This is a genomic window from Rufibacter hautae (assembly GCF_008271695.1).
In the GTDB taxonomy this organism is placed as follows: domain Bacteria; phylum Bacteroidota; class Bacteroidia; order Cytophagales; family Hymenobacteraceae; genus Nibribacter; species Nibribacter hautae.
On sequence record NZ_VKKY01000001.1, the window covers coordinates 2,010,806 to 2,027,237 of the forward strand.

The following is a 16,432-nucleotide window of genomic DNA, read 5'->3' on the forward strand; positions in this document are numbered from 1 at the left end:
CCCATGCCCGCTCCTTTCACCTTCGTACGCCTGCAATACCGCTCCGGCAACTGGGACACCGACCAACGGATGCCCTCCAACCTGCTGCACTCGCTGGTAGAGTACACCACCGTGCCTATCATGGAGCAGGAAAAGGTCATCAGTCTGGAAAGTACCGAGCTGTTCCGCTATCCGTTCTGTTACCTGAGTGGCCACAAACTGGTGCAGTTTAACGCGAAGGAAAGAGCTAACTTTGAGCGTTACGTAAAGAACGGCGGCTTCGTGTTTGTAGACGACTGCAACCATGACATAGACGGCCTCTTCGCCCGGTCATTTGAGGAGCAAATGCGCGTCTGTTTCGGGCCGAAGGCGTTGAAGAAAATTTCCAATACCCATCCTATTTACCGTTCCTTTTTCAAGTTCGAGGAAGGCCCACCCACCACGTCTTTTGAGCTCAACGGCTGGGGCGATGACCTGGTTCATGACTACCTGAAGGCCTACGAAGTGAACGGCCGCATTGCCGTGCTTTATAGCAACAAAGACTACGGCTGCGAGTGGGACTATGACTTTAGAAACAAACGCTGGCTCGCCGAGGACAACACTAAGTTTGGGGTGAATATTCTGATGTATGCGCTTACGAGTTAAAGCTTACCTCCTGTAGATTTTTTAACTATGAAGAAATACATACTGTTAGCTGTCATGACCTTGATTTGGTTACCAGCAATTTCCTGTTCTTGTGGAACTGCTAGAAATTTCATTAAAGCCACGCAAAAAGCTGATATAATTGCCTTAGTCAAGATTAAAGAGTACCAAGACTTCTTTACCTTGACAGGAGCAGGTCCGGAACCAATCAACCAACCCCAATCAGTTCAGGTAGAAGTCGTTCAGGTATTAAAAGGCAAAGAGGAGAGAAAGGAAGTCAAAATTTACGGCGACGATGGAGCACTGTGCAGACCTTATATTGATGTGTTTAAAAAAGACCAATTTTATGTCATCGGGTTATACAAAGGTGACAGCGAGGCAGGTGAAGATTACGCTGTTTCAATCTGCGGAGAATTCTGGCTTGAGTATGATCAAAAACTTAAAACAGTAAAGGGGCGCATTGAAGAGAACAGACAGAAGCCTAAAGTTTTACGTCTCAATAACCTGCAAACACTACTAACTAAGGTGTGATAGTAATAGGGAACGCAACTTGACATCATTCAGCCTATTCCCTTAGAAATCGCTTTCCCATTCCTGAATATGAAATGCGTGCGGACACGAGCTAGAAGCTCGCGCCAGCGTAAGTATGCCTAATAGCTTTTTTGGCCTGATTTCCTGAAAACAAACCGAAAACGGAAAGGCAAATTCAAGAACAATCGCTTACTTACTGGTTCAAGTAGTATCGTTTAGCTTCCGCCCCACGTGACCCCACAAGACCTAAACCAACTGTTAAGCAAACTGCCGGCGCTTCGGCAGGAAATAAGTAAAATCATTGTAGGCCAGCAGGAAGTCCTAGATGAGGTGCTCATCACCCTGTTAGCCGGTGGCCACGGACTTCTGGAAGGCGTTCCCGGCTTGGCGAAAACCCTGCTGGTGCGTACGCTGGCCAGTGCCGTAGATTTGCCGTTCCGCCGCATCCAGTTCACCCCAGACCTCATGCCGACCGATATTCTGGGCACCGAAGTTCTGGAGGAAGACCACACCACGGGCAAGCGTTTTTTCCAGTTCAATGAAGGTCCCATCTTCGCCAGCATCGTGCTAGCCGATGAAATCAACCGGACGCCGCCTAAAACCCAAGCAGCGTTGCTAGAGGCCATGCAGGAGTTTGAAGTGACCTACGCCGGTAAAACCTACCCGCTGCCGCGTCCTTTCTTCCTGCTCGCCACGCAGAACCCCATTGAGCAAAGCGGTACGTACCCGCTGCCCGAGGCGCAATTAGACCGGTTCCTGCTCTACATCAAAATCAAGTACCCCACAGAATTGGAGGAGATTTCGGTCTTGAAAAACACCACTGGCGGCAAACGGGAAACGGTGCAACCCATTCTATCCGGGCCTGAGATTCTGGCGCTCCAAAGTTTAGTGCGCGAAGTCTCCATCTCGGATGATTTGGTTTCCTATGTTGCCCGCGTAGTTCGTGCCACCCGCCCCGCTGAAAGTCCGGTATCGTTTGTGCAGGAGTTCGTACGTTGGGGAGCCGGTCCACGGGCCGGACAAGCGCTTATCCTTACCGCTAAAGCGCGAGCCCTCTTGCAAGGCCGTTTCGCGGTAACATTGCCAGACCTAGAGACCATGGCGTATCCGGTGCTGCGTCACCGCGTACTCGTCAACTTCACCGCCGAGGCAGATAATATCACCACCGATAAAGTAGTGGAAGAACTGCTGAAAGGCGTGGAAATGCCGAGGGAGGTTTTAAGGTAGAGCTGCATCGAAAGAAAAATCGCCTTAGACAGCCTCTTTTCTGTCATCCTGAAAGGATCTTGTAAGCAAATGGTAATGGCGCTTATTCAAAGTTATTCTAGCTCGGCCACAAGATCTTTCCAAGATGACAGAAAAGAGGCTGTACTGCCCGTTTGACAACTAAAATAAATTATGCCCCACCGCCTCCTCAACCCCCAGACCTTCGCCGCTATCAAAGACCTGCGCCTGATTGCCAAGGCGGTGGTAGATGGTTTTCTGCTTGGACAGAACCAGAGCATTAGGCGGGGAGCGGGCATTGAGTTCAGCCAGTACCGAAGCTATCAACCCGGCGATGACCTGCGGCAATTGGATTGGAAGATGTTCGCGCGCTCAGATAGGTACTACATCCGGGAATCGGAGGTGGACAGCAGTGTGGCGGTGCGGTTTGTGGTGGATGCCAGTGGTTCTATGGCGCATCAGGATGGAACGCTTACCAAGCTGGATTATGCCCGCTATTTAGTAGCCTCGCTCGCGTACTTGGCGGTGCAGCAAGGCGATGCCGTGGGACTGTTTGTGTTACAGGAAGACCAATTGGTACAACTGGCACCACAGCAATCCAGCCAGCACTTGCAGCGGTTCTTCCATCAGCTAGAGCAGGTGAAACCTAATGGAGCATTCCCGGCACCAGACCGTTTAGCGCCTGTTTTCGCGAAAAAGCGGCAAAAAGAAATTACGGTACTGGTCACCGACATGTACGAGCAGACCACTGAAATAACGGAGACGCTGCGCAAAATAGGCGCGCGGGAGAAAGACACGTTGCTGTTCCACTTGATGAGCAAAAACGAGTTGGAGTTCACGTATCAGGGTCAGCTTGCATTCCAGGATCTGGAGACGGGGCAAACGCTTCAGGTGAGCACTGAAGCCCAGCGAACCGAGTACCTAAGACGGCTGCAGGAATGGCTGGCTAATCTGGAAACAGACACCCGCAAAAAGCAGATCCATTACGAACGGTTTCATCTGCACGAGCCCTTAGACAAGGCGCTTCGGGCATTTCTGATGAGCCGGGCCAGGATTTAGGGAAGAGTGAGTCTTGAGTTTAGTTTAGAAACATGTTTGGCTAAATGAAAGAAGATGAAAGTTAAGGAGATTGTCATAGAATCAGAGAGTAAAGGTCATATCATAGGAGGACAAGAAAAGACAAACGACAACTCTGACATAGATGTCATATTAGAGGACGGGACAGTTTACTCCGCTACCGCTTTTACCTTCGAGAACATAAGATTTCTAAGGGAAGAAAACTCTAAGACAGGGGAATGTCTCAGCGGCAGATATTTCTGGGCTAAGGACATGCTGCTCGTCAGCCAAATAGAAAGAAGGGAAATTGAAACTATCATCAATCACCTGATTAGAGAAGGTGAATTCCACTTCGTGTTCAAAAGAGTTGATTCTTGCAAATCAGTCTGGGTCTTCAACTCCATCAATAAGCTATTCTCTGGTGGTGTGTTTGAGGACCTTGTGGTCGCAGAAGAGTGGATAATGAGAAATAAACTGACTGGAATTCTAACTAAGTATCCGCTTGACCAAGGTGCACTGGACTGGGCCGTAAAGAATGGTCTGGTGAACATGAAACCAGAGAAGTTGAAAGAAAAGAAAGTAGATCCTGACTTCATAGGCGGTTTCACCTCCGCATCGATGGAGCATTACCATTATGAGAGCGGCAATCGAGAGTAAAATAACTTGACCTAAGCCTGGATTTCCCAAAAGAAGCTAGGAACCAAAGTCGATTTGTGCCAGCAAGTACCTATTAATGTAGCTCGGCCTCGTTTCTGGGCGCTTTTCATCAAAAGCGCTCAGAAACGAGGCCGAGCTACATTAATGTCTGTAAAACCTTATTTCAGTTTGAAGACATCGTCTTTCAGGTTCTTGTTGATCTCCACGCTGTTCACGGTGGAGGAAACCACCTGGCTGCCGATGTGCAGGTCAATCTGGTGCGGGAACTTGATGCCGTTCACTTCGCGGTAATCTTTAAAATCGGTGGTTTGGTTGGCGGTTCCTACGGAAGTTTGCTCGGTGGCCACTTCGCGTACTTTCAGGCCGGTTTCCTTGTCAAAGTAGTGGAAAGACTTCTTGCCGCTGGGCAGGGTAAGTTCCAGTTTGTAGGCTTCACGACCGTCTACTTTCTCTACCTGGTTTAGGGCCAGTTTCACGCCTAGTTTGTCGTAGTTCAGGAAACTCAGCCAGTTGTCCAGCTTTTGGTCCTGCAGCTCGGTGGGGGTCATCTCTTTTGTCTGGCCCTGCGTGAGGATGGCGCCTCTGGTGCCGTTGATGGTCACGCGGTTGATTTCGTTGGGGCCGTAGCTCACAGTGAGCAAAGACTTGTCCGCGCCTTTCTGCTGAACAGTTACCGCCAACTGGGCGCCGGGTACGTTCATGGTGCGCTTAATGGTGAGGTCCTTTACCTTCTCCACGTTGGCTTTGCCCCCGATGGCGTTGATGTACGAGGCTAGCACGGTCTGCACAGTGACACCGGCCGGAAGCGAGGCCATCGGCGCATCGGTCTTCTCGCCGAAAGCATTGAAATAAGCCACGGGTTGGTTGCCGTTGAAACGCTTCAGCTTGTCGGTGATCTCGCGGGCGTTGCCTACGGCTACCAGGTACGCTTTCTCGGGCTGCAGGTACTGCTGGGCCACGCGCTGGATATCGGCGGGCGTAACGGCGGCTACGTTCTTGAGGTAGTTGGCGTAGTAGTCTTTGGGCAGGTTGTAACGCGCGGTATTGATGGCGAACATGGCCACCGTAAGCGGATTCTCCAGCGAGCGGGCAAAAGACCCGATGATCATGTTCTTCACCTTCTGCAGTTCCTCATTAGGCACCGGCTCTTTGCGCAGGCGGTTCATTTCATAGGTGATCTGGGTGAAGGCGCTGTCGGTAACGGTGTTCCGCACGCTGGCGAAAGCACTGAACCGGCCCATAAGGCGATCCGATACCAGCGAGGAGTTAGAGCCGTAGGTGTAGGCGTGCTTCTCGCGCAGGTTGGCATCCAGGCGGGCGAAAGAACCGCCCAGGATGTTGTTCATGAGGCTGGCCGCGATGGCATCTGGGCTGCCGGGTTTCAGGTCTACCGCGTAGGTCACCGAGATGTTAGACTGCACCGAGTTAGGACGATCCACAATGGCTACTTGGTTCGCCGCCAACGGGGCCGGGGCCGGATAGGTGTTCTGCTTTACATCGGCTTTCTTCCATTTGCCAAAGTACTCTTTCACCAGCTTCTTGGCGTCTTTGGCCGTGATGTCGCCCACAATGGCCAGGTAGCCGATGTTGGGTCTGAAGTACGTGTTGTAGTACTGCTGGGCATCAGCTAAGGTGATGTTCTCCACGGTTTTCTCAGTGACAACCTCTCCGTACGGATGGCTTTTCCCGAAGAGGAGTGCTTGCTGCACGTTTTCCTCCATGGTAGCCGGATCATCTTTAGACGAGGCCAGGCTAGAGGCCATCTGCTTCTTGAACTTGTCTAGTTCTTCCTGGGTGAACTTGGGGCGCAGCACCACATCGGCGGTCAATTCCAATAGTTTAGGGAAGTGCTTCTTCAGGCCGGAGGCCGAGAAACCGGTAGAGGTGGTGTTGAGCGAGGCACCAATGAAGTCAATCTGCTCGTCTAGTTGGTCTTTGGTGCGGGTGGTGGTGCCGGTGCGCATGAGGTAGCCGGCAGCGCCGGTGAGTCCGGCTTTCTCGCCTTCCAAAACCGGGGCGCGGTCCAGCACCAGACTCATGGCCACGGTGGGCAGTTTATGGTTTTCCACCACGTACACTTTCAGGCCGTTAGAGAGCGTGAAGAACTCGTATTGGCCTAACTCAATGGTAGGCGCCGGACCCGCGGGCGGCGGGGTTTGCTTTGTCTGGGCCGTGCTGCCAAAAGAGACCGCCAGCGCCAAAAAGAAAATGGAAATATATTTTTTCATGGAATTCTGTGAGTAAGGAAAAGAAAACAAAGCTTATCTGGCTTGGGTTGCTTTGGGCAAATAATGCAGCACGGCCCGGTTTTCTTTGGTCAAGTATTTTTTGGCTACCCGCATGAGGTCATCTTTGGTCACGGCCAGGATTTTGTCCAGCTCGGTGTTGATGAGGTTGGTGTTGCCGTGCAGGGCGTGGTAAGAGGCCAGTTTCTCGGTGCGGCCTTCCAGGGTAGAGATACTGCTGATGTAGCTAGTCTCCATTTGGTTGCGTAGCTTCTGAAACTCTTGGTCAGAGATGGTCTCGTTCTTCACGCGATCAATCTCCACATCCATGGCGCGCTCCAGGTCATGCACGTCTACGCCCTGATTGGCAATGGCCAGGTTGATGAATAGCCCCGGATCTTCCAAAGGCATGGGGATAGAAGCTGCGGTCACCGCTTTCTGCTGCTTGTCCACCAGAGCCTTGTTCAGGCGGGAACTAGGTCCGCCGGCAAGCAAGGTAGTGAGCATGTTGATGGCATAAGAGTCCTCAGAACCCTGCGCCGGAATGTGGTAGGCTTGAATCACGGCCGGTAATTGGATGTTGTCAAACACCACTTTGCGGCCTTCTTCTATCTGCGCCGGCTCTACTACCGTTGGGCGCGGGATGTTGTTAGTGCCTTTGGGAATATTGGCGAAATACTGCTCTACCCACTGCTTTGTCTGGTCAATGTTGAGGTCACCGGCAATGGTGAGAGTGGCATTGTTAGGCACGTAGAAGGTCTTGTAGAACTGCTCAAACTCTCTGGCCGAGGCCCGGTCTATGTACTGCGCAGACCCAATGGGCACCCAGCGGTACGGGTGCACCGCGTACGCCGTCGCGAAGGTGTTTTCAAGCAAAGTGCCGTACGGTTGGTTGTCAATGCGCTGTTTCTTTTCTTCTTTCACCACCTGGCGCTGCGTCTCAATGCCCTGCGCATCAATCTTGGCAGCCCGCAGACGGTCGGCTTCCATCCAAAGGCCCAAAGCCAGTTGGTTAGACGGTAGAATCTGGTAGTAGTAGGTGCGGTCAAAGGAGGTGTTGGCGTTCACGGCACCACCCGCGCTCTGAATCATATTGATGTACTTGCCGCGCTCCACGTTCTCTGAGCCTTCAAACATTAAATGTTCAAAGAAATGCGCGAAACCCGTACGGTCTGCGTTCTCGTTCTTGGAACCCACGTGGTACATCATGGTCACGGCCACCGTGGGCGTGGTTTTGTCCTGGTGCAGGATCACATGCAGACCATTGGGCAGGTCGTACTCCGTGAACTCAATTTTGTTGCTCTGTGCGGCCGCCGTTAGGCTGGCACCCAGCAACAGGATACTCAAAATTTTACGTTTCATTCAAAAAGCGTTAAAAATAAAAAGGGTCGTTTGGGAAGTATGGCGCGTTTTTGGCTTAGTTTCCAGAAAACATCCTTAAAATTAAGGCAATTTTTTTACAAACCGTTCCATATGCCTGATTGCCTTCCAGATAGTTCATCTTTTTTGAGTTGCCATTAAACCAAAGGCATGCAATTGTCTCTAATCTCTAAACCAACCAAAGCGAACCTATAGTATGAAAACCATGCAAAATTTAGCCAAGCTCGCGTTTCTGTTCATCGCCCTTTTAGCCGGCACCTCGGCGTTTGCCCAAGGCACCCAAGGAAGCCAAGGCCGCGCCAGACTTACCTCTGAAGAGCGGGCCCTAATGCAACTGCAGCGCTATGAGAAGCAACTGGAACTCACCCCTGAGCAGAGCGTCAAAATCAAAGCCATCGTGTTGTCCTCGGCCCAGGAGATGGACAAAATGCGTGCCGCCGGCGGACGCCCAGACCGTGCCGCCATGCAGGCCGAAGCGCAGAAACGCGCCTTAGAAATCAATGCTATCCTAACGCCAGCCCAGCAGGAGAAATTCGCTAAGATTGTGGCCGAACAACTGGAAAGAGGCCAGGGCGGCGGACAAGGCGGTCCGCGCCGCGTCAAAAGCCCTGGCGACATTTAACAGAATCATGTATTAAGAACACGAAGGCCGGAGCAACCCTCCGGCTTTTTTGTGCCTGTTGGGATAATGCCATGGTAGAGACCAGGCACCGCGTTGTCTGAGTGGTGTCGGATTTTGGTACATTCCCCGCTGGCGCGAGCGTCCCGCTCGTGTCCGCACGCATTCCAGAGCCTCTTTTTGCGCATCAGTAAGGCAATGTCCATAAATACGTGCGGACGCTCGCGCCAGCGCAATGGTCTACTGTCTGAATCACTCGGGCCGTTCCGGGCTCGTTTTCCCTAAAACAGCCTTAAAACGCAATGACCCTGCCTTTGACCTTCATCGGCTTGCCATTGCTTGGATAAGAAACTATCTTACAGGAACAATCCACCGCTGCCTGCCTCTATATGAAATGGATCAAAGCCATTCTTGCTGTTTCCTTGACCCTCCTTGTCATCTATGGCCTTAACCGCACCTATGGCGTAATTCCGGCCCTGGGACCGTTCCTGAGCCCCTATGAAGGGTTCTGGCGCAGCGGCGCCGATGATGGTTTTGAATCTGAGGAATTGACACTGGAAGGCTTGCAGGCGCCGGTGCAGGTCCGGTTTGATTCTTTGCGGGTGCCGCACATCTTCGCGCAGAACGACCACGACCTGTACTATGCCCAGGGCTACCTCACGGCCAAAGACCGGCTGTGGCAGATGGAGTTCATGACCCACGCCGCTGCCGGTCGATTGTCTGAGATCATTGGGGAGCGTACCCTGGAAATGGACCGCTACCAACGCCGGATAGGCATGGTGGTGTCGGCAAAGAAATCGCTGGCCAGGATGCAGGCCGATCCGCAGAGCCGGGCCGTGATGGAGGCGTATACCGCCGGGGTGAACGCCTATATCGCGCAACTGTCGCCGCATGAATATCCTTTTGAGTACAAGCTGCTGCACTACAAGCCCGAGCCCTGGACTACACTCAAGATTGCGCTGCTACTCAAGATGCTGGCCTATGACATGACCGGCTACTCAGACGACCTGCGCATGACCAACAATCTGCGCAAGTACGGCCCCGAAATCACCCAGGACCTCTTCCCAGATTACCCTTTCCACGAGGAACCCATTGTGCCGCTGGGCAGCAAACCAGATTTCACGCCGCTTCCTATTCCGCCTACCCCCGCAGATTTCATGGCGGCTGCTGCGGCGCATACCCTGGAGCGCCAGAAGCCCGAGAACCTGGGCAGCAACAACTGGGCGGTGACTGGCGCCAAAACAGCTAACGGGTACCCACTGCTGGCCTCAGACCCGCACCTGAACCTGAGTCTGCCTTCCATCTGGCACGTGGTGCAGCTGCATGCGCCGGGCATCAATACGTACGGAGTCATCATTCCGGGCGCGCCGGGGGTGGGCATCGGGTTCAATGAGCGCATTGCCTGGGGCATGACCAACGTGGGCGCCGATGTGCTGGACTGGTACCAGATCCAATTCAAAGACAACAAACAGCAGCAGTACTGGCACGATAACCAGTGGAAACCCGTGCGCCGCGTGGTGGAGAAAATCAACGTGAAAGGCGGACAAACCATTCTAGATACGGTCTTGTACACGCACCACGGGCCGGTGGCCTATCTACCCCATGAGAAAGCGTTCCGGGCCGGAAGCACGCCCATCGGTCACGCCCTACGTTGGATTGCCCACGATCCGCAGAACGAACTGAGAACGCTGATTCTGGTGAACCGCGCCGCAGATTATCAGCAGTTTCGGAATGCTTTAACTACCTGGGCTGCGCCGGCCTTCAACTTCGTCTACGCCGATTCCCAGAACATCGCCATTGTCTCTAACGGGCAGTTTCCGCTGAAGTGGCCGGAGCAAGGCAAGTTCCTGTTGGATGGCTCTAACCCTGCGCATGACTGGCAGGGCTGGATTCCCATGGAGCAGGTGCCGCAGGTCTTAAACCCCGAGCGCGGCTTCGTGAGCTCGGCGAACCAGACACCGGTGAGCCCCCAGGATTATCCGTATTACCTGGGCGCCAGCTTTGCCGGGTATGAACGCAGTGCCCGCATCAACCAGCGGCTCTCGGCCATGACCCAGGCCACACCCGATTCCTTTCGGCTCATGCAGACGGATAATTACAGCTTTGTGCCCCAGAACGTGCTGCCCACCCTTCTCAAACTGGTAAACCAGGATTCGCTAACAGGCACCCAGAAAAAGGCGTACCAGCTGTTGGTTTCCTGGGATTACCGCTTCAACCCCGATAAGATGGCACCCTCGCTTTTTGAGAACTGGTGGCAAACCCTGGCCCGCGCCATTTGGAGCGATGATTTTCCGCCGGAGACCTATAAAGCGCCTGCCCGTGATCGTTTGGTGCAGATGATCCAGCAGGTGCCCAGAAGCCGCTGGTACGATGACGTGAACACCCCCGATAAAGAGACCCTGCCCATGCTGGTGAACGCCACCTTCAAGGAAGTAGCCGATAGCCTGGGCGTAGGTGGCGAGAAATGGCTCTGGGGTAATGCCCGTGATTCTTACATCCGGCACATGGCCCAGCTGCCGGGCTTTGAGCATCAGTTATTCACCGGGGGCAGCGCCAACTCCATCAACGCACTTAACGGCAGTCATGGCCCATCCTGGCGCATGGTGGTGCAGATGGGTCCGCAGATTCAGGCTTGGGGCGTGTACCCCGGTGGCCAAAGCGGCAACCCCGCCAGCCGCTTCTATGACAATCTCCTGAACGACTGGCAAACCGGGAAACTGCACCAACTGCTGTTTTTAAAATCGGCGGCGGATAGACCTTCGGCTACTTCTGTTACCTGGACCTTCAAGAAAAACTAACCATGCTCTTCCTCCTTATTCTTCTCTTCAGCGTTGTAGTTCAGTTTTTTCTGCCGTGGTGGAGCCTAGCCCTAGTGTGCTTTGCGGTGGCCTTTTGGAAGGCGCGCTACGGCGGGCAGGCGTTTCTGGCCGGCTTCGGGGCGATTGGGTTGGCCTGGCTGGGCATGGCTCTGTTCTGGCACCTGGTCACCGATGGTCTTCTAAGTAACCGCGTAGCCGCCATGCTCACCGTGAACTCTCCCTGGATTCTGCTGGTGGTAACGGTAGTTATTGGCGGGGTGGTAGGCGGACTCAGTGCTTTGTCTGGTTACCTCGTGCGCCGGCTGTGGGTGTAGGCTGGTTTTAAGGCTATTTTCCGGAAAAGCAGGCAGAAACCCTGAACAAGATTTCTTATTTTAGAGCATAGAGATTTAGCCACATACTTTTACTCCACAGCACCTGCTTCCGCAAAAGCATTCGCGGATTAGGATTTTTTGAAAACTTATTCTTCAGGCTTTCAAACTAAGTATTATGCCTTCACTTACAAGTCTTGTATGAAACAGATTGGAATAAACTTTCTACTCCTTTTGTTGCCGGTGCTCTCCTGGGCTCAAGCAGAACCGCAGCCGTACCGCCTTTCTGCTCAGCTCCAGACGCAGGTGGCCACTGATACAGTACCTTGGAAACACCAGAAAGCGGCATGGGACTACACCTACATGGGCGACTATTTTAAGGCATTACAAACTTGGGATGCGCAGTACCCTACCATGAACCGCAAGGTTACCGCTCAGGACAGGGCCACTTTTGCTGGATACACTGCTAAAAACGCGAAAGAATACTTACTCACTCGAGCTGCCATAGAACAGTTGTTCATCATCAATGAGGCGCACCATAACCCACGGCACCGAGTCTTCACACAATCGCTTTTGGCAGATTTGTACAAGCAAGGCTACCGGTACCTGGCCTTAGAAGCCTTAGTCCAGGCAGACAGTTTAATTAACCAGCGCGGATATCCTGTCATTACAAGCGGATACTACACCAAAGAACCTCAGTTCGGGAATTTAATTAGAGAGGCAATACGGTTGGGCTACATTGTATTTGGGTATGATACTGAGGGCAATGGCAAGGATCGCGAGACTGGCCAGGGCCGTAATATTCAACAAGTACTTCAAAAAGACCCGAAGGCTAAAATAATCATCCACTGCGGCTTTGACCATGTGAACGAAGGTCCGTCTCAAGCGTGGGAGAAAGCTATGGCAGGTAGGCTGAAAGAATTTACCGGCATAGATCCATTCACAGTAGACCAGGAAGACTACACAGAGACAAGTGCTACCCATTACGATTCACCTTTTTTCCAATTATCCCAGCTATCCTACCCTGCTATATATGTCCGGAATGACAATGGACAGCTTTTCACCGGCACCAGTAATAACCGGCAGGTAGACGTAGCAATGGTGCACCCCAAAACCAAATTGGTAAACGGTCTCCCAGATTGGATTTGGATGAATGGACAGCGGAAGCCCTACAAAGTGTCGGCAAATAAAATAACAATAGATTTACCATGCCTTGCCTTAGCCTACAAAGCCACAGAAAGTGAGCAAGCAGTACCTATAGACGTAGTGGAGTTTAGTAACCGTACTTCGGTTTTACCCTTGGCTTTACCTAGAGGCGAGTACCGGCTGGTGCTCCGTGATGGAAAAGATAAAACCCAGGAGTTGCAGATGAAGGTTAAGTAGTAGCAGTACGCCTTAAATTTCTGTTTCGGGCATATTTCCTATGAAACATGCCCGAAACAGAAATGATTTATTTTTATACAGAAGGAATATCTGAATATCAGCTTTTTGGTAACCCTTTAATTCCTGATTTGCCGAAGCATCAACTGGCGTACTTTCATCCTTTTCACTATTTTGATTTATCTAGCCGTTCTTCTCAGAATCCTTTCTAATCCGTTCGCCAACGTGTTTCAGAAGCAGCTTACCTCAGCGGGTAGCTTGCCGTTGCTGGTCAATTTTATTACATATTTCCTGCTGAGTCTCCTGTGCATAATCCCTGCTGTGGGTGTTAATTGGCTCTCGTTGCCTCTAGGCTTCTGGGGGTACTCGGTGCTGGTGGGTTTGTTTGGAGCGTTGGGGAACGGGTTCCTGGTGCGGGCTTTGCAGCGCGGAGACTTGTCGGTGCTGGGGCCCATAAATGCATATAAATCGGTGGTGGGGCTCCTGGCCGGGATGGTGCTGCTGCGGGAGTTTCCCAACGGGTGGGGCGTGCTGGGGATTGCGCTCATCATTGGCGGCAGCTATTTCGTTTTGGGCACTACGGAGGAGAAGTTCTCCTGGCGGCTTCTAAAGCAACCCAGTATCCAGTTCCGGCTGTGGGCCATGGTGTTTGCTGCGGTAGAGGCGGTGTTCATCAAAAAGACCATCCTGTATTCCTCGCCCACGGTTTCCTTTATCAGTTGGTGCTGGTTTGGGGCCTTGTTCTCGGCGATGGTCACGTTCTGGAGCCCTGCGCACCGGCTGGGGTTCAAGCAGGAGTTCATTAGGTCCAAACTAAAGCGGTACGCGCTGCTGGTTTTCTGTATCGGGCTTATGCAATTCACCACCAACTATGTGTTTGAGCAGATGCCAGTAGGCTACGCGCTATCCTTGTTCCAGTTGTCCACGCTGGTGAGTATTGGACTGGGCTATAAATTCTTCCAGGAGACGGATATCCTCAAGAAGACGATGGGTGCCCTAATCATGGTGGCGGGCTCCGTGCTGATCATCCTTTTGAAGTAGTCCTGAGTTCTGAGTCATTTTTGTTAACTTGACTTACCTCCCGCACCTCGGCGTTTTCATCCTGTTTTCCACAAAACCTGCCTAAAACCACCACATTCCACCCAACTCAGGACTCAGAAACTCAAGACTCAGAACTTTTTCAAAATTTATTTTGAAAACCCTGTAATGACTTCCTTCCTGCGTCGTCTCTGTTATTGAATGGACTTACAAGAGTTTAAAACCAAGGTGCTCCCGGCTAAGCAGAAGCTGTACAGAATGGCGCTCTTCCTGTTGCAGAACAAGGAGGAGGCGGAGGATATCTTGCAGGATGTTTTCCTAAAACTCTGGTCCAACAAACACAAGCTCCACGCCTACGCCAGCATTGAGGCCTTCTCCATGAGCATCACCAAGAACCTGTGCCTGGACAAGCTCAAAAGCCGCAAGAACAAGCACATGGTAGATGTGGTGGACATGGAACTGGACTCGCTGGAAGTAAACCCCTACCAGCGCTATGAGCAGGCCGACCAGGTGAGCAAGGTGCTGGAACTGGTACAACTTCTGCCCGAGCAGCAGCGCCTGATCCTGCACCTGCGCGATGTAGAGGGTTACGGCTACGATGAGATTGAACAGGTGACGGGCATCAACGTCAATGCCATTAGGGTGGCGTTGAGCAGGGCCCGCAAAAGTGTGCGAGACGGACTTTTAAAGATGGAAAACTATGCAGTTTGAGCAGGTAGAAACCTTACTGGAGAAATACTACAACGGCGACACGTCTTTAGAAGAAGAAGACCAACTAAAAGACTTCTTCCGGAAGACCAAAATGCTGCCAGACACCCTGAAGCCGCACGCCGTGCAGTTCCAGTTCTATGCCCAGGAGCAGAACGTGCAGATGGACAAATTCCTGGCCGATGACTGGCTGTTTGAGAAGATAGAGAACCCCGCCATGTCAGCCGGGGAGGTGCCGCAAAAGAAAAAGGGCAACAACTTCTTCCAAATGTATGCCTGGCAGATTGCCGCTAGCATGACACTGTTGCTAGTGGCCTTCTGGACCGGAAATCACTTCCGGCAGGCCAATGACGTGCCCGCAAGCCCTACGGAGATCATCGCTCAGCAGCAACCGGAAATCCAAAGACCCCAGGACCAGGAATCTCAGCAAACGGTTGAAACCTATCCACAGGTAGAAAGCCCGGTGAGGACAGCCGTTGCTACGGCAAGCGGCAGCCCAGAACCTAAAATAGAAACCTTCCTCCCGGCCAAAAGACAACCGGTAAGATCCGTCCTGACGACCAATACCGCTGTCGCGAGTTCATCGGCGAGTGATAGATTGCAACTGGTGACGCAAGGCCTCAAAACCGAAGGGCTGACAGAGCAGGAAAGCAAGAAGATCATCAAGCTACTGGTGAAGACCATGAACAAGGACGGAAACCTCAACGTGCGGCTAGCCGCCTGCGAGGCCCTCTACCAGTTCAAAGACCACAAGGAAGTCCGGAAAGCCTTCATCCAGGCCCTGGGCACCCAAACCGAGCCGCTCATGCAGCTTACCCTCATTGAGATGGTGGTCAAAATGAAAGAGGCTGCCGCCGTGTCACAGTTGGAAATGCTCATGCACAAAGAAGACCTGTTACCCATTGTAAAATACAAAGCACAAGAGGGTCTTGGAACCCTTATCTAGTTACGCATTAATTCTACATCCATGAAAAAAACGATTGTACTGGCATGGGCCCTGCTCATGCTCACCGGGAACTGCCTTGTCTCAGAGAAAGCCACTGCCGCTTCCCGCCAGACTACCCCGCCTACCGCAAAGCAGACAACGCCGCGCGAGGCCGAACTACGCACCTACAAAGTGAAACTGGGCAACGGCAAAGACGCCCGCGTGCAGCTTTCCATGTTCAACAGCAACGTGAAAATTGTGGGCTACTCCGGCGACGAAGTCGTGATTGAAACGAAGGACTACAGCGCCCCGCCCAAACGCGCCGAGGGCCTGAAACCGCTCTACAACCAGATAGAGGACAACACCAACCTGGGGCTGGGGGTAAACAAAAACGGGAACACCGTTACCATTACCAAAGCATCTAGGATAGATGCCCAGTACGTCATCAGAATCCCCAAGAACGCCGCGGTGGTGTACAAAGAAACCAATTGGGAAGGGGGCGATATTTCCATCTCAGATGTTGACGGGGAAGTGGAGCTGAAGCTGAACAACTCAGAGGCCACCTTGACCAACATCTCCGGACCCGTAGTCGCCACTAACACCAACGGCTCCATCAAGGTGATTTTCTCCTCGCTTGCCCAAAGCAAGCCCAGCGCCATCTCTACCGTGAGCGGCGATATTGACATCACGTTGCCCGCCAAAGACAAGGCCAACTTCAAACTCAAATCCATGCAAGGCGAGATCTACACCGATTTTGACATTGACCTGCAGCGGAAGAAAGGCAAAGACGAGGAAGATGAGTTGTCGTTGCTAGGCGGCGGCGGAGACATTGCCGGCAAAGTCAACGGCGGCGGCGTGGAAGTAAGCGTGCAGTCCATCACCAGCGACATCTTTATCCGGAAAAAGAAATAATCTCTACAGTCCTTTAAAACCAACCC

At 52.4% G+C, this 16,432-nt stretch carries 15 protein-coding genes; 13 read left to right on the top strand and 2 right to left on the bottom strand.

The window, feature by feature from the left end:
- Nucleotides 1-3 precede the first annotated feature (3 nt).
- The 5 genes from FOA19_RS07850 (at nucleotide 4) to FOA19_RS23540 (ending at nucleotide 4,089) form a co-directional block, all read left to right on the top strand.
- Nucleotides 4-624 carry a DUF4159 domain-containing protein gene (locus FOA19_RS07850; protein ID WP_149090185.1) on the top strand — a complete coding sequence of 207 codons (621 nt, stop codon included), beginning with the start codon at nucleotides 4-6 and terminating at the stop codon, nucleotides 622-624.
- Between the two features lie 27 nt (nucleotides 625-651).
- The gene (locus FOA19_RS07855; RefSeq protein ID WP_149090186.1) at nucleotides 652-1,152 is read left to right on the top strand and encodes a hypothetical protein; all 501 of its coding nucleotides are present in this window, start codon (nucleotides 652-654) and stop codon (nucleotides 1,150-1,152) included.
- Between the two features lie 231 nt (nucleotides 1,153-1,383).
- Nucleotides 1,384-2,379, top strand: coding sequence for an AAA family ATPase (locus FOA19_RS07860; protein WP_149090187.1), 996 nt, complete (start codon nucleotides 1,384-1,386; stop codon nucleotides 2,377-2,379).
- Nucleotides 2,380-2,550: 171 nt separating this feature from the next.
- Nucleotides 2,551-3,435: a DUF58 domain-containing protein gene (locus tag FOA19_RS07865; RefSeq protein ID WP_149090188.1), complete on the top strand. Its 885-nt coding sequence runs from the start codon at nucleotides 2,551-2,553 to the stop codon at nucleotides 3,433-3,435.
- Between the two features lie 54 nt (nucleotides 3,436-3,489).
- Entirely contained in the window at nucleotides 3,490-4,089 is a 600-nt protein-coding gene (locus FOA19_RS23540; protein ID WP_223808774.1) for a DUF7710 domain-containing protein, read from the top strand.
- A gap of 158 nt (nucleotides 4,090-4,247) precedes the next feature.
- Here the strand turns inward: FOA19_RS23540 and FOA19_RS07875 are convergent, their stop codons facing one another.
- Nucleotides 4,248-6,317 carry an insulinase family protein gene (locus FOA19_RS07875; RefSeq protein WP_149090189.1) on the bottom strand — a complete coding sequence of 690 codons (2,070 nt, stop codon included), beginning with the start codon at nucleotides 6,315-6,317 and terminating at the stop codon, nucleotides 4,248-4,250.
- Nucleotides 6,318-6,350: 33 nt separating this feature from the next.
- Nucleotides 6,351-7,676 carry a M16 family metallopeptidase gene (locus tag FOA19_RS07880; protein WP_149090190.1) on the bottom strand — a complete coding sequence of 442 codons (1,326 nt, stop codon included), beginning with the start codon at nucleotides 7,674-7,676 and terminating at the stop codon, nucleotides 6,351-6,353.
- Between the two features lie 223 nt (nucleotides 7,677-7,899).
- Here FOA19_RS07880 and FOA19_RS07885 point away from each other — a divergent pair, with 223 nt between their 5' ends.
- The 8 genes from FOA19_RS07885 (at nucleotide 7,900) to FOA19_RS07920 (ending at nucleotide 16,406) form a co-directional block, all read left to right on the top strand.
- Nucleotides 7,900-8,316: a hypothetical protein gene (locus FOA19_RS07885; protein ID WP_149090191.1), complete on the top strand. Its 417-nt coding sequence runs from the start codon at nucleotides 7,900-7,902 to the stop codon at nucleotides 8,314-8,316.
- A 386-nt stretch (nucleotides 8,317-8,702) separates the two neighbouring features.
- Entirely contained in the window at nucleotides 8,703-11,111 is a 2,409-nt protein-coding gene (locus tag FOA19_RS07890; protein WP_149090192.1) for a penicillin acylase family protein, read from the top strand.
- 2 nt (nucleotides 11,112-11,113) lie between these two features.
- On the top strand, nucleotides 11,114-11,446 hold the full coding sequence (locus tag FOA19_RS07895; protein WP_149090193.1) for a hypothetical protein: 333 nt from the start codon (nucleotides 11,114-11,116) through the stop codon (nucleotides 11,444-11,446).
- Between the two features lie 198 nt (nucleotides 11,447-11,644).
- A complete protein-coding gene (locus FOA19_RS07900; RefSeq protein ID WP_149090194.1) occupies nucleotides 11,645-12,826 on the top strand; it encodes a hypothetical protein in 1,182 nt (393 codons plus the stop codon).
- A gap of 171 nt (nucleotides 12,827-12,997) precedes the next feature.
- Nucleotides 12,998-13,864 (top strand): DMT family transporter, encoded by an 867-nt coding sequence (locus FOA19_RS07905; protein WP_262713901.1) that lies wholly within the window; start codon nucleotides 12,998-13,000, stop codon nucleotides 13,862-13,864.
- A gap of 198 nt (nucleotides 13,865-14,062) precedes the next feature.
- On the top strand, nucleotides 14,063-14,572 hold the full coding sequence (locus FOA19_RS07910) for an RNA polymerase sigma factor (RefSeq protein ID WP_149090196.1): 510 nt from the start codon (nucleotides 14,063-14,065) through the stop codon (nucleotides 14,570-14,572).
- The gene (locus tag FOA19_RS07915) at nucleotides 14,562-15,515 is read left to right on the top strand and encodes a HEAT repeat domain-containing protein (protein ID WP_149090197.1); all 954 of its coding nucleotides are present in this window, start codon (nucleotides 14,562-14,564) and stop codon (nucleotides 15,513-15,515) included. The genes FOA19_RS07910 and FOA19_RS07915 overlap by 11 nt, the downstream gene beginning before the upstream one ends.
- 21 nt (nucleotides 15,516-15,536) lie before the next feature.
- The gene (locus FOA19_RS07920) at nucleotides 15,537-16,406 is read left to right on the top strand and encodes a DUF4097 family beta strand repeat-containing protein (protein WP_223808776.1); all 870 of its coding nucleotides are present in this window, start codon (nucleotides 15,537-15,539) and stop codon (nucleotides 16,404-16,406) included.
- The last annotated feature ends 26 nt before the right edge of the window (nucleotides 16,407-16,432 follow it).

Bases quoted from the DNA above. Each gene is read 5' to 3' on its own strand.
- FOA19_RS07895 (WP_149090193.1), top strand. From the start codon at position 11,114: ATGCTCTTCCTCCTTATTCTTCTCTTCAGCGTTGTAGTTCAGTTTTTT.
- FOA19_RS07890 (WP_149090192.1), top strand. From the start codon at position 8,703: ATGAAATGGATCAAAGCCATTCTTGCTGTTTCCTTGACCCTCCTTGTC.
- FOA19_RS07920 (WP_223808776.1), top strand. From the start codon at position 15,537: ATGAAAAAAACGATTGTACTGGCATGGGCCCTGCTCATGCTCACCGGG.
- FOA19_RS07915 (WP_149090197.1), top strand. From the start codon at position 14,562: ATGCAGTTTGAGCAGGTAGAAACCTTACTGGAGAAATACTACAACGGC.
- FOA19_RS07885 (WP_149090191.1), top strand. From the start codon at position 7,900: ATGCAAAATTTAGCCAAGCTCGCGTTTCTGTTCATCGCCCTTTTAGCC.
- FOA19_RS07910 (WP_149090196.1), top strand. From the start codon at position 14,063: ATGGACTTACAAGAGTTTAAAACCAAGGTGCTCCCGGCTAAGCAGAAG.
- FOA19_RS07880 (WP_149090190.1), bottom strand. From the start codon at position 7,676: ATGAAACGTAAAATTTTGAGTATCCTGTTGCTGGGTGCCAGCCTAACG.
- FOA19_RS07865 (WP_149090188.1), top strand. From the start codon at position 2,551: ATGCCCCACCGCCTCCTCAACCCCCAGACCTTCGCCGCTATCAAAGAC.
- FOA19_RS07900 (WP_149090194.1), top strand. From the start codon at position 11,645: ATGAAACAGATTGGAATAAACTTTCTACTCCTTTTGTTGCCGGTGCTC.
- FOA19_RS23540 (WP_223808774.1), top strand. From the start codon at position 3,490: ATGAAAGTTAAGGAGATTGTCATAGAATCAGAGAGTAAAGGTCATATC.
- FOA19_RS07850 (WP_149090185.1), top strand. From the start codon at position 4: ATGCCCGCTCCTTTCACCTTCGTACGCCTGCAATACCGCTCCGGCAAC.
- FOA19_RS07875 (WP_149090189.1), bottom strand. From the start codon at position 6,317: ATGAAAAAATATATTTCCATTTTCTTTTTGGCGCTGGCGGTCTCTTTT.
- FOA19_RS07855 (WP_149090186.1), top strand. From the start codon at position 652: ATGAAGAAATACATACTGTTAGCTGTCATGACCTTGATTTGGTTACCA.